The sequence below is a fragment of the Cytobacillus solani genome, assembly GCF_001420595.1.
In the GTDB taxonomy this organism is placed as follows: domain Bacteria; phylum Bacillota; class Bacilli; order Bacillales; family Cytobacillaceae; genus Cytobacillus; species Cytobacillus solani.
The window spans coordinates 44,469-56,716 of sequence record NZ_LJIX01000003.1; the positions used below are offsets into that span (position 1 = coordinate 44,469).

Consider the following 12,248-nt stretch of genomic DNA (forward strand, 5'->3'; position numbering starts at 1 on the left):
GATTTAATTCCGATTACACGTTGCTAACCGAGTTATGTTATGATGTGTTCAGTGAAAACATTGTCGAATTTAACTATAAAAAAAGTGGTGAGAAGATTGATATTCGTATTTGATATAGGGAATACAAATATGGTTCTAGGTGTATATGACGGAGATACTCTGAAATACCATTGGAGAATTGAAACGAACCGAAATAAAACAGAAGATGAATATGGCATGCTGATTAAGTCACTGTTTGACCATGTAGAGTTGAAATTTGCTGATATAGATGGAATTATTATTTCTTCGGTTGTCCCACCGATAATGAATGCACTTGAAAGAATGTGTCATAAATACTTTCATATAAAACCGCTAATTGTTGGCCCTGGTATGAAAACAGGGTTAAATATTAAATATGAAAACCCAAGAGAAGTTGGAGCAGACCGCATTGTGAATGCTATTGCTGCCATTCATGACTATGGCAGTCCGCTTATTATTGTTGATTTTGGAACAGCGACTACCTATTGCTATGTCAATGAGCATAAACAATATATGGGCGGTGCAATTGCCCCGGGAATTGGGATTTCGACGGAGGCATTATATTCAAGAGCTGCCAAGCTGCCAAGAATTGAAATCGCACGACCCGATGATATTATTGGGAAGAACACGGTGGCAGCGATGCAGGCAGGAATCTTATTTGGTTATGTTGGTCAAGTAGAAGGAATTGTTAAGAGAATGAAGGATCAGGCAAAAGGAAATCCTACCGTTATCGCAACCGGTGGATTAGCAAGCTTAATTGCAAAAGAATCAACGATTATTGATATTGTTGATCCATTTTTAACTTTAAAAGGCCTTCAGATTATTTATAAGCGTAATATGGAGACATTAAAATAAATAACAAGAGATTGACAAGTGAAAGGGGTTTACAAATGAGTGATTATTTAATTAAAGCACTTGCTTATAATGGACAAGTCCGGGCATATGCTGTTCGGACAACGGAAACGGTTGGTGAGGCACAGCGCCGTCATCAAACTTGGCCAACAGCTTCTGCAGCATTAGGGAGAGCCATGTCAGCTGGTGTGATGATGGGTGCCATGTTGAAAGGTGAGGAAAAGATAACAATTAAAATAGAGGGCGGCGGTCCGATCGGTCCTATCTTAGTGGTTAGTAATTCAAAAGGGGAAGTAAGGGGATACGTGACGAATCCGCAAACCCATTTTGATTTAAATGAACAAGGGAAACTCGATGTTCGCCGTGCAGTCGGGACAACAGGGACATTAACTGTTGTGAAAGATATCGGGATGAGGGAGCATTTTACAGGTCAGGTTCCAATTGTATCTGGTGAATTAGGAGAAGATTTCACGTACTATTTTGTTACTTCGGAACAAACACCATCTTCTGTTGGTGTAGGAGTACTTGTTAATCCTGATAATACGATTCTTGCTGCTGGTGGGTTCATTTTGCAGCTTATGCCGGGAACTGATGATGAAACAATTACAGATATTGAAAATCGCTTAAAACAGATCCCTCCTGTATCTAAACTCATACAACAAGGGCTATCACCAGAAGAACTATTAAGTGAGCTATTAGGGAAGGAAAATGTGAAGATACTTGAGAAGTTACCTGTGGCATTCACGTGTACTTGCTCCAAGGAAAGGTTTGCAGATGCAATCACTAGTCTTGGAAAAGAGGAAATTCAAGATATGATTGATACAGAAGGCAAAGCAGAGGCACAATGCCACTTCTGTAATGAAATGTACCATTATTCAAAGGAAGAATTAGAAAAGTTTAAGCAAGAAGCGAAGTAAAAGGTGGAGTTTTAGGGGGAGGTTAAGGTGAAGAAGGAGAGGTTAAAAAGAGAGAAACTTTGGATAGTGATAGCTGGACTCATTTTGCTTAATTGCTTGACCGTGGCTTTTTTAATTTCTAAAGGGAGTACAGGCAGCAGTGAAGTTGTGGCAAAGGTAGGAAAGGAAAAGATCACACGGCAAGATTGGCTGAATGAAATGGAGTCTAGATACGGAAAAGAAATACTGAGTGAACTAGTTGACCAAAAAATCATAGAAACTGCCGGGAAGAAGTACGATATAAAAATATCAGATCAAGCGGTTGAACGGGAACTCATGGTTATTAAAACAATGTATGGCTCCTCTGGTGGTTACCAGTCATCAGATGAGGAAAAAATGCGTGAGCAAATAAAAAGCAGCTTGATGCTTGAAGAAATCTTAACAAAGGATGTTAAAGTATCAGAAAAAGAAATGAAGAGTTATTACGATCAGAATAAAAAGCAGTTTCATTTGCCTGACTCCTATCATATTTCTAAAATTGTAGTCAAAACAAAAAAAGCAGCGGAACAAACGCTGAAGGAGTTGGAGCAAGGGTCTAGCTTTGCAGTGCTAGCAATGGAACGCTCGATTGATGAGTTTACGGCTAATCTCGGCGGAGATGCTGGCTACATAAATGAAGATAGCGACCGTTATTCAAAGGACTTTCTTCAAATAATAAAAAAACTAAAGCCGGGTAAATGGAGTAAACCAATAAAGCTTGAGGACAGCTATGCAATTGTTATGCTTCATGAAGCTGTTAAGGGCAAGGAGTACAAATATAAGGATGTAAAAGATCAGATTAGAAGGCAGATTGCGTTAGAGCAAATGGAAATCCCTGTTTCTGCGAAGCCGCTATGGAATGAAACGGATATTGAATGGTTTTATGGAGAGCTTGAGGCTCACTAGGAAAATAAAAGAAACACGGACCAAGTCCGTGTTTTTTTCTGGGTTTTAGGGATAGGTTAATAAAGATTAGGCGAAAGTATGAAATTTAATTGAAAATTGAATTTTCCATTGCAAAACAATTGACTTTATAGGCTTTACTTGGTAAGTTTTAATTAAACCAATAAAAATACTCGGAATAAGAGGTGGGGCAAGTGGTACGTGTAGCAAATTCGATTGCAGAATTAGTAGGCCAGACTCCAATTGTGAAACTTAATCGCATCGTTGATGAGAATAGTGCAGATGTGTTTGTCAAATTAGAATATATGAATCCCGGGAGCAGTGTGAAGGATCGTATTGCTCTTGCGATGATTGAAGCGGCAGAAGAAAGTGGAGAATTAAAAGAAGGAGTAACCATCATTGAGCCGACAAGCGGGAATACAGGAATTGGCCTGGCGATGATTGCTGCTGCAAAAGGGTATAAGGCGGTATTAGTTATGCCTGATACAATGAGTATGGAACGACGGAATCTCCTTCGTGCTTATGGGGCGGAGCTTGTTTTAACACCTGGAGCGGAGGGAATGAATGGAGCGATTCGCAAGGCGGGAGAGCTTGCAAAGGAGCATGGCTATTTCATGCCTCAACAATTCCAAAATCCTGCTAACCCAGAAATTCATCGGAAAACAACTGGAAAAGAAATTACAGAACAAATGGGTGACCAGCTAGATGCGTTTATTTCAGGAATTGGAACTGGCGGTACAATATCCGGAGCGGGTGAAGTTCTTCGTGAAAAATATGAGAATATCAAAATTTATGCGGTAGAACCAACAGACTCTCCGGTTTTATCAGGCGGAAAACCGGGTCCACACAAAATTCAAGGAATTGGTGCTGGGTTTGTCCCAGATATTCTTAATACAGAAATCTATAATGAAGTGATCCAAGTGACGAATGATGAGGCATTTGAGTATGCTCGCCGTGCAGCAAAAGAAGAAGGGATTCTTGGAGGCATTTCTTCAGGAGCAGCTATTTTCGCTGCATTAAAGATTGCGAAAGAGCTTGGAAAGGGCAAGAAAGTGCTTGCGATCCTTCCTAGTAATGGAGAACGTTATTTAAGCACTCCATTGTACCAATTTGAAACGGAATAATCAGCAAAAGGCAACGGTCATTTTTGACTGTTGCTTTTTTTGATTAGGAAAAAACCACTGTTATGGAAAACTTTGTGATGAGTTCCTCTTCGTTCAGCCCCAGCGCCTATCCATTTATTCAAAATTTCTAAATTAAAATGAAAGAGAGGCGTTCTTCATGTATGATGAAAAAAGAGAATACATGGGGGTGCCTTCCGATGAAAAAATACCATTTACACGCAAAAAAGATTCCTTATACTTATAATCGTCTTTTTCCGCAATATCGCAAAATTTCCTTAGAGAAAGAGCATCATATATTATTGGAAAGCGGGCGCGGCGGACGCTACAGCATTGCAGCCTTTGATCCAGAAACGGTTTTAATCGGGAAAAACTCAAAGTTAGAAGTAATACATAAAGAAGGAAGACAAACCCTTGAAGGAAATCCGCTGCATTTGTTTAAAGACTGGCTCAGTCAATATGAAGCAGAAAGGTATGAGGAGTTCCCTGATTTTCAGGGTGGCGCAATCGGTTTAATTAGCTATGATTATGGCCGTTATATTGAAAAACTGCCGGAATTAGCAAGAGATGATTTGCAAATGCCTGATATTCACTTTTTAGTTTTTAAGGAATGGTTTGTGTTCGATCATCAGGCTGAAGTTTTGTGGCTTATGTTTCTATATGAGCAGTCTGATGAGAGGGAAGAAGTTGAAAACAGAGCTGAAAATTGGAAGAGGCGATGGATAGCGGAATATGCTCTTCCAAATTCAAAAAACGCAACTGAAATAAGCACGCAAAAAGAAGTCTCCATGAGTGAGGAGATATTTATTCAGGCGGTTCAGCGTGTACAGCATTACATTTCACAGGGTGACGTTTTTCAGGTGAACTTATCTGTCCGTCAAAGCCAGCCGATCTCCCTTCCAGCACTGGATGTTTATGAAAAGCTTAGGGAGTTAAATCCCTCTCCATATATGGGATATATCCAAACACCTGAATATCAGCTTGTCAGTGCATCGCCAGAGTTATTGATTAAGAAAAAGGGAAAAGAGGTTAGCACTCGGCCGATCGCAGGAACAAGGTCCCGCGGAAAAGATGAATCAGAAGATCTTGAACTGGCAAATGAGTTAATTGAAAATGAAAAGGAACGGGCAGAACATGTGATGCTCGTCGATTTAGAAAGAAATGATCTTGGCCGTGTCTGCACATATGGGTCTGTTGAAGTAGATGAGTTTATGGTGATCGAAAAGTATTCTCATGTCATGCATATTGTGTCAAATGTAAGAGGTGAACTTGCTGATGGCAAAGATGGGTTTGATTTAATTGATGCTGTGTTCCCCGGAGGGACGATTACAGGGGCTCCGAAGATAAGAACAATGGAAATTATCGAGGAATTGGAACCTGTGACGAGAGGACCTTATACAGGTTCGTTCGGATGGATTAATTTTAATGGAGATCTTGAGCTGAATATTATTATTCGAACAATGCTAGTGAAGGATGGGTTTGCACATGTTCAGGCGGGTGCAGGTGTTGTCATTGATTCAAACCCAGTAAATGAATATAAAGAATCATTAAAAAAGGCTATTGCTTTATGGATGGCAAAAGAAATGGCAGAACAGGAAAAAGGTGATTAATGATGATTTTTATGATTGATAACTATGATTCATTCACATATAATCTCGTTCAGTACCTAGGTGAGCTAGGCGAAGAATTAGTTGTTAGAAGAAATGATGAAACGTCGATTGAAGAAATTTGTGAATTAAAGCCAAAGTTTTTAATGGTTTCTCCTGGGCCTTGCAGTCCGAATGAAGCGGGTATTAGCATAGAAGCAATCAAGGCATTTGCTGGTCATATACCAATCTTCGGGGTTTGCCTTGGGCACCAATCAATTGCTCAGGTTTTTGGTGGTGAGGTCGTTCAAGCAGAGCGGCTGATGCATGGAAAAACATCTAATATGCATCATGATGGGAGAACGATCTTCCAAGGGCTGCCCAATCCTTTTCCGGCAACAAGATATCATTCCCTAATTGTCAGGAAGGAAACACTGCCTTCTTGCCTCGAAGTATCCGCCTGGACGGCTGAAGGTGAAATCATGGCCATTCGCCATAAGGAACTGCCGGTAGAAGGTGTTCAATTTCATCCAGAATCGATCATGACAACGGCAGGAAAGGATTTGCTCAAGAACTTCCTAAGCTATTATTCAAAAATGGAAGTATTAAGGGGTGATTAGGCTATGTTTATCTATATGAATGGAAAAATTGTCGGGAAGGAAGAGGCTGTTATCTCCCCGTTTGACCATGGATACTTATACGGAATGGGTCTTTTTGAAACATTCAGAGTCTATGATGGACATCCCTTTTTATTGGATGATCATCTGGAAAGGCTGAATAATAGTTTAGAAGTGCTTAACATGAAAGTTTCTTATTCGAGGGAGGAGATACAGAGTGCGCTGCGCCTGCTTTTAGCAAAAAATCGTTTAACTGATGCTTACATCCGTTTGAATGTATCAGCGGGCGTAGGGGAAATCGGACTGCAGCCAGATCCTTATCTTTATCCCAATTTGATTATCTTTGCAAAGCCTCTGCCTCCATCAATGATCGGACAGGAAAAAAAGGCGGTTATATTAACTTTGAATCGGAATACCCCTGAAGGTGTGGAGCGTTTAAAGTCACATCATTATTTAAATAATATTTTAGCAAAGAGGGAAATAGGGGATATGCCTGAATGTGAAGGGATCTTTCTAACCAAAGAAGGGTTTTTAGCAGAAGGAATTGTCTCGAATTTATTTTGGCTAAAAGAGAATGTATTGTATACGCCGGCGATTGAAACGGGCATTTTAAATGGGATTACAAGAAAATTAATTATAAAGCTAGCCCAAAGGAATGGAATAGCTGTTGAAGAAGGTTTCTTTCAAACGGCTGAAGCCAAAAAGGCAGATGAGATCTTCGTTACGAATTCCATCCAGGAAATTGTTCCGATTTATTCATTTGCTGGGAGCGAGATGCCAGGCAATAACGGCGGCTTTGTACAAGATCTTCAAAAGCAATATAAGAACCTTAGCGGGTACTTGTGGAGCAGGAATGAGTGGTAAAAGGAGGTAAAAATACATGTCTACAATTATTCAATGTGGTCCTTATTCATTGGATTACAGCAAGAAGACGCTAATTATGGGGGTTTTAAATATTACGCCTGATTCTTTTTCTGATGGGGGCAAGTATAATCACTTGGACCAAGCGGTGGAACGGGCTATGCAAATGGTACAGGATGGGGCAGATATTATTGATATTGGAGGAGAATCTACCAGACCTGGATTTATTAAGGTATCTGCTGAAGAAGAAATAGAGCGGGTCACTCCTATTATTCGGGCAGTTTCAGAAGCAGTAAATATACCGATCTCAATAGATACATATAAGGCTGAAGTGGCAAAAGAAGCGATAAAGGCAGGAGCCCATATCATAAATGATATTTGGGGTGCGAAAGCGGATGAGGACATGCCGAGGGTTGCTGCTGAACTTCAAGTTCCAATTGTGTTAATGCATAATCGTGCAAACCAAGATTACTCCGCTTTTTACCGTGATGTGGTTAATGATCTGTATGAAAGCATCTCGCTTGTGAGGCAGGCTGGAGTTAAGGATGAGAATATTATTTTAGACCCGGGAATTGGCTTTGCTAAAGACTTATCTTATAATCTAGAAATGATGAGAGATTTGGACAAGCTAGTATCCCTTGGATATCCTGTTTTACTTGGAACCTCTCGAAAGTCTATGATTGGCGGGGTGTTAGACTTGCCTGTTGATGAGCGGATGGAAGGGACTGGGGCGACTGTTTGTTATGGAATTCAGAAGGGATGTCACATTATGCGCATTCATGATGTGAAAGAAATGGCTCGAATGGCAAAAATGATGGATGCACTAGTAGGTAAGGGAGTTTATCATGGATAAAATTATTTTAAATAAGATGGCTTTTTATGGATATCATGGGGTTTTTCCTGAGGAAACCCATCTAGGACAAAGATTTATGGTCGATTTAACTGTGGAAACTAATTTAAAAAAAGCAGGGGAAACGGATCAGCTCGAATACTCAATTAATTATGGAGAAATCTATCAAGTTTGCAAAGAGATTGTTGAAGGAAAACCTTATAAGCTTGTCGAGGCAGTTGCTGAAAAGATTGCCGGGGAAATGCTTGACCGTTTTGAACCTATATCTCAAGTGACTGTGAGGGTAATTAAACCAGATCCGCCTATTCCAGGACATTATGAATCCGTTGCGGTTGAAGTAACAAGGAGCAGGATGTAATGAATAATGAAGCGTATATTGCACTAGGCTCCAACATTGGGAACCGTTTCGAGCATTTAAAGCAAGCGATCGAGGAGTTGAACTCTCTTCCAGATGTGAATGTAGTGAATGCTTCATCCATTTATGAAACGGATCCAGTTGGGTATGAGGATCAAGAGCAATTTTTAAATATGGTCATACAAGTGAACACGGCTTTAAGCCCAATTCAATTGTTGGAAGCGTGCCTTGCTATCGAAAAGGACCTTGGGAGAAAGAGGGAAATACGCTGGGGTCCTCGAACGATAGACCTTGACATTTTACTGTATAATCAAGAAAATATTAAAACAGAGAAGTTATTAGTTCCTCATCCTCGGATGCAAGAGAGAGCTTTTGTTATGATCCCTCTACTTGAGATTCAGTCCAGCATCAAGCTTCCGACGATGGAAAAGCCTCTTCAAGCAAGTTTAGAGGATATACCTGATAGAGAGGGAGTACGGATATGGAAGCGGAAAAATGGGGAAGACGTATTCGCGCTTTTCGTAAACTAAAAGGCTTTACACAGGAAAGCTTTGCCAAGGAGCTTGGTGTATCAGTATCGATATTAGGAGAGATTGAAAGAGGGAACAGAATGCCGGCTGCAGACTTTTTAGGGCGGGTTGCTTTCATGCTAAATATTACCGTTGAAGATTTAACTCCCCCAGATGAAAATAGAGAATAGATATTTACTTAAATAAGGGATGTAACTTTAGGTTAGATAGATTTCTAGCTGCTGCGCCTTGGGTTGAAAGACTTGTTTTATGCTTGTCTACCTCAACAAGGCGCTTTCTTATTGCGAATTAGGAGGTTTACTATGTTTAAAATTGGCGATATAGAATTAAAAAATCGTGTTGTACTTGCGCCAATGGCAGGAGTTTGCAATTCAGCTTTTAGACTTACTGTCAAAGAATTCGGTGCTGGATTAGTGTGTGCTGAAATGGTCAGTGATAAAGGCATCGTTATTAAGAATGAAAAGACAATGAACATGCTTTACATCGATGAAAGAGAAAAGCCGCTAAGCCTGCAAATTTTTGGCGGTGAAAAAGAGACATTGGTTGAAGCGGCGAGATTTGTTGATAAAAGTACAAACGCGGACATTATCGATATTAATATGGGCTGCCCTGTACCTAAAATCACTAAATGTGATGCAGGGGCGAAATGGCTGCTTGATCCAGATAAAATTTATGAAATGGTCTCAGCTGTAACAGATGCAGTTGAGAAACCGGTTACCGTTAAAATGCGTATGGGATGGGATGAAGACCATATTTACGCTGTTCGTAATGCACAGGCAGTTGAACGTGCGGGCGGAAAGGCTGTTGCGATGCATGGACGTACACGTGTACAAATGTATGAAGGAAATGCAAATTGGGATATTATTCGTGAAGTGAAGCAAAGTATCAATATTCCACTAATTGGAAACGGAGATGTGCAAACGCCTCAAGATGCTAAACGTATGCTTGATGAAACAGGCTGTGATGGTGTCATGATTGGTAGAGCTGCATTAGGGAACCCATGGATGATTTACCGTACAGTTAAATACCTAGAATCAGGGGAATTAATGGGTGAGCCGGGTGTGCGGGAGAAAATTAATGTTTGCATCCTTCATTTAGATCGTTTAATCGCTTTGAAAAACGAGTATATAGCTGTTCGTGAGATGCGTAAGCATGCTGCTTGGTACCTAAAAGGGATTCGTGGAAATGCAAAAGCACGAAATGCGATCAATGAGTGTCATACAAGAGAAGATCTTGTTACATTGTTAAATGCACTTGTAATAGAAGTAGAGGAAAAGGAACAGAGTCAAATCCAAGCGGGATAACAGTGGTGATGTTTGACTTTGGAATTTTCTTTATCTATAATACTTTTGAACGAAAGAGAACTGCCAGTGACCTACTGGCAGTTTTTATTCTATTTATTCATATTATTGATGTCTGTCCGGTCCACATTGTGTAGAATAATAGAAGTGAGAAATCTTTTATTGTGCATAAGCTTTACATAAAAAAGATTTACAAAATAATGGAGATGATATAAGTGAGCCAGAGTCATGAAGAATTAAATGACCAATTAATCGTCAGAAGGGAAAAAATGAATAGCCTTCGCAATCAAGGACTAGATCCTTTTGGAAAGCGTTTTGATCGTTCTCATCAAACTAAGGAATTGATCGAACAATATGAAGCACTTGAAAAAGAAGAGATTGAAGAAAAAAATATAACAGTAGCACTTGCAGGCCGTATCATGACAAAGCGCGGGAAAGGAAAAGCGGGTTTTGCACATATCCAGGATTTATCTGGACAAATTCAAATCTATGTTCGTAAAGATGCAATTGGTGATGAAAAATATGAAATTTTCGACTCGGTTGATCTTGGGGATATCGTTGGCGTTTCAGGAACTCTTTTTAAAACAAAAGTAGGCGAACTTTCTGTAAAGGTTCAGGAATTTGAACTTTTAACGAAAGCGTTACGACCACTCCCGGATAAATTCCATGGTTTAAAGGACGTTGAGCAACGATACCGTCAACGTTATTTGGATTTAATCATGAGCGAGGAAAGCAAAAAAACATTCGTTGACCGTAGTCGGATTATCCAATCCATGCGCCGCTATCTAGATAGCCAAGGGTACTTAGAAGTAGAAACCCCAATGATGCACTCAATTGCTGGTGGAGCTTCAGCTCGTCCGTTTATTACCCACCATAATGCACTTGATATGGAGCTGTACATGCGTATCGCAATTGAACTACATTTGAAGCGTTTGATTGTTGGCGGCTTAGAGAAGGTGTATGAAATCGGCCGTGTCTTCCGTAATGAAGGTGTTTCAACACGCCATAATCCGGAATTTACGATGATTGAATTATATGAAGCATATGCTGACTATCGCGACATTATGAGCTTAACTGAAAACCTAATTGCACACATCGCACAGGAAGTACTTGGAACAACTACGGTGCAATATGGAGAATATGAAGTTGACTTAAAACCAGAGTGGAAAAGACTTCATATGGTAGATGCGATTAAGGAATACACAGGGGTAGACTTCTGGAAAGAGATGAGCAAGGAAGAAGCGCAGCAATTAGCGAAAGAGCATGGGGTAGAAATTACTGAACATATGCTTTATGGCCATATTGTAAATGAATTTTTTGAGCAAAAAGTAGAGGAGAAATTAATTCAGCCAACATTCATTTTTGGACACCCTGTTGAAATTTCTCCGCTTGCAAAGAAAAATGATGAAGATCCAAGGTTTACGGATCGGTTTGAGCTATTTATTGTTGCACGTGAGCATGCGAATGCATTCACAGAACTTAATGATCCTATTGATCAAAGACAACGTTTTGAAGCTCAGCTCAAAGAACGTGAGCAAGGTAATGACGAAGCTCATATGATGGATGATGATTTCATTGAAGCATTAGAATACGGAATGCCTCCAACGGGAGGGCTTGGGATTGGTATCGATCGCCTTGTCATGCTTTTAACAAATTCTCCTTCCATTAGAGATGTCTTATTATTCCCGTTAATGCGTCACCGTTAAATAACTTTATCAGAGGTAAGGCATGATATTTTATGTGCTTTACCTTTTTTGTATTTCAATAAATAATATGAATATTTTTTCTTTGAATTCTAAAGATAAATATCGAAAAAACATATTGCAACCGCGTAAATATGGTGGTATATTAATATCTGTTGTTGCGAGACGATAACTTTTGAAAAAAGAAATTAAAAAAGTTATTGACTTAAACACAATGAATGTGATAGTATTTAAAAGTCGCCTTGAGCGGCAGAGTAATAACAATCATTGCTCTTTGAAAACTGAACGAACAAAAAAACGTCAACGTTAATTCAAGTTTTAAAACTTAAGAGCTAATCTTACTNAACATTTTAAACATAGTAGTATTTAAAAGTCGCCTTGAGCGGCAGAGTAATAATAATCATTGCTCTTTGAAAACTGAACGAACAAAAAACGTCAACGTTAATTCAAGTATTAAAACTTAAGAGCTAATCTTACTCTTTATTGGAGAGTTTGATCCTGGCTCAGGACGAACGCTGGCGGCGTGCCTAATACATGCAAGTCGAGCGAATCTGAGGGAGCTTGCTCCCAAAGATTAGCGGCGGACGGGTGAGTAACACGTGGGCAACCTGCCTGT

At 39.8% G+C, this 12,248-nt stretch carries 13 protein-coding genes; all 13 read left to right on the top strand.

The window, feature by feature from the left end:
- The first annotated feature begins 96 nt into the window (after positions 1-96).
- Positions 97-873, top strand: coding sequence for a type III pantothenate kinase (locus AN957_RS00240; protein WP_172797593.1), 777 nt, complete (start codon positions 97-99; stop codon positions 871-873).
- A 35-nt stretch (positions 874-908) separates the two neighbouring features.
- Positions 909-1,787, top strand: a complete 879-nt coding sequence (hslO, locus tag AN957_RS00245) for an Hsp33 family molecular chaperone HslO (protein ID WP_056681699.1) — start codon at positions 909-911, stop codon at positions 1,785-1,787.
- 27 nt (positions 1,788-1,814) lie between these two features.
- On the top strand, positions 1,815-2,711 hold the full coding sequence (locus tag AN957_RS00250; RefSeq protein WP_053479376.1) for a peptidyl-prolyl cis-trans isomerase: 897 nt from the start codon (positions 1,815-1,817) through the stop codon (positions 2,709-2,711).
- A 191-nt stretch (positions 2,712-2,902) separates the two neighbouring features.
- The gene (gene cysK, locus AN957_RS00255) at positions 2,903-3,832 is read left to right on the top strand and encodes a cysteine synthase A (protein ID WP_056681702.1); all 930 of its coding nucleotides are present in this window, start codon (positions 2,903-2,905) and stop codon (positions 3,830-3,832) included.
- Between the two features lie 197 nt (positions 3,833-4,029).
- On the top strand, positions 4,030-5,439 hold the full coding sequence (gene pabB, locus AN957_RS00260; RefSeq protein WP_053479378.1) for an aminodeoxychorismate synthase, component I: 1,410 nt from the start codon (positions 4,030-4,032) through the stop codon (positions 5,437-5,439).
- A gap of 2 nt (positions 5,440-5,441) precedes the next feature.
- Entirely contained in the window at positions 5,442-6,035 is a 594-nt protein-coding gene (gene pabA, locus AN957_RS00265; protein ID WP_053479379.1) for an aminodeoxychorismate/anthranilate synthase component II, read from the top strand.
- Positions 6,036-6,038: 3 nt separating this feature from the next.
- Positions 6,039-6,896 carry an aminodeoxychorismate lyase gene (pabC, locus tag AN957_RS00270; protein ID WP_056681705.1) on the top strand — a complete coding sequence of 286 codons (858 nt, stop codon included), beginning with the start codon at positions 6,039-6,041 and terminating at the stop codon, positions 6,894-6,896.
- 16 nt (positions 6,897-6,912) lie between these two features.
- The gene (folP, locus tag AN957_RS00275; RefSeq protein ID WP_056681708.1) at positions 6,913-7,746 is read left to right on the top strand and encodes a dihydropteroate synthase; all 834 of its coding nucleotides are present in this window, start codon (positions 6,913-6,915) and stop codon (positions 7,744-7,746) included.
- Positions 7,739-8,101 carry a dihydroneopterin aldolase gene (folB, locus tag AN957_RS00280; RefSeq protein ID WP_053479382.1) on the top strand — a complete coding sequence of 121 codons (363 nt, stop codon included), beginning with the start codon at positions 7,739-7,741 and terminating at the stop codon, positions 8,099-8,101. Before folP ends, folB begins: the two co-directional genes overlap by 8 nt.
- Complete coding sequence (folK, locus tag AN957_RS00285; RefSeq protein ID WP_053479383.1) at positions 8,101-8,628, top strand: 2-amino-4-hydroxy-6-hydroxymethyldihydropteridine diphosphokinase; 528 nt, start codon at positions 8,101-8,103, stop codon at positions 8,626-8,628. Before folB ends, folK begins: the two co-directional genes overlap by 1 nt.
- Complete coding sequence (locus AN957_RS00290; protein WP_053479384.1) at positions 8,580-8,798, top strand: helix-turn-helix domain-containing protein; 219 nt, start codon at positions 8,580-8,582, stop codon at positions 8,796-8,798. Before folK ends, AN957_RS00290 begins: the two co-directional genes overlap by 49 nt.
- A 132-nt stretch (positions 8,799-8,930) precedes the next feature.
- Positions 8,931-9,932 (top strand): tRNA dihydrouridine synthase DusB, encoded by a 1,002-nt coding sequence (gene dusB, locus AN957_RS00295; protein WP_053479385.1) that lies wholly within the window; start codon positions 8,931-8,933, stop codon positions 9,930-9,932.
- Between the two features lie 212 nt (positions 9,933-10,144).
- Complete coding sequence (gene lysS, locus AN957_RS00300) at positions 10,145-11,635, top strand: lysine--tRNA ligase (RefSeq protein WP_075209060.1); 1,491 nt, start codon at positions 10,145-10,147, stop codon at positions 11,633-11,635.
- Positions 11,636-12,248 lie beyond the last annotated feature (613 nt).